Annotated in this window: 2 rRNA genes; both read left to right on the top strand. The window is 40.6% G+C overall.

The window, feature by feature from the left end:
- Positions 1 to 59 (top strand): 16S ribosomal RNA (locus NCY30_RS15010); the annotation flags it as partial.
- Positions 60 to 129: 70 nt separating this feature from the next.
- Positions 130 to 247: ribosomal RNA gene (gene rrf / locus NCY30_RS15005) — 5S ribosomal RNA — on the top strand.
- Positions 248 to 601: the final 354 nt, after the last annotated feature.

Raw genomic sequence — 601 nt, 5'->3', positions numbered from 1 at the left:
CTGGGGTGAAGTCGTAACAAGGTAGCCGTATCGGAAGGTGCGGCTGGATCACCTCCTTTCTAAGGAATAAAAGTAAGGGTTGTTATCTATTGTTTAGTTATTAAGGCTGTCAAAAGCTTAATAATGAATTCTGGTGGCGATGCGCTTGAGGGTAACACCCGTTCCCATCCCGAACACGATGGTTAAGACTCAAGCGGCCGATGGTACTTCACTGGAGACGGTGCGGGAGAGTAGGTGGCCGCCAGGCTATAAAAAATTGAAGAACACGAAGCAGATCCGCTGCAAATGTTCGGGAGATTCATATAGATACAGGCAAGAGATGAGCAACAACTTATCGGTGCCAACCTTATCAGCAAGGAAGTGCTGTTATGATAGCTGGTTTTACCAGTGATTAGAGAGTTGAAAGTAAGCTTTCAGGTTTCTAATGACTGATAAAAATTCAGTCAATTGAATAAGATGCAGAGTTCGAAAGAATGACACATCACCATGTACCTTGAAAATTGCATATAAGAAATAGAAATGATAAGATTTTTAAATATCTTAATCAAGACATCCGAGGTAATTGTTATAAACAGAGTAATAATTACTGTCTGAAGAAAAC

It is taken from the genome of Dorea sp. MB18-49 (genome assembly GCF_023669465.1).
GTDB lineage: Bacteria > Bacillota > Clostridia > Lachnospirales > Lachnospiraceae > Dorea_A > Dorea_A longicatena.
Note: the sequence above shows the minus strand (reverse complement) of the source record. Positions and strands in the feature narration are given on the sequence as shown.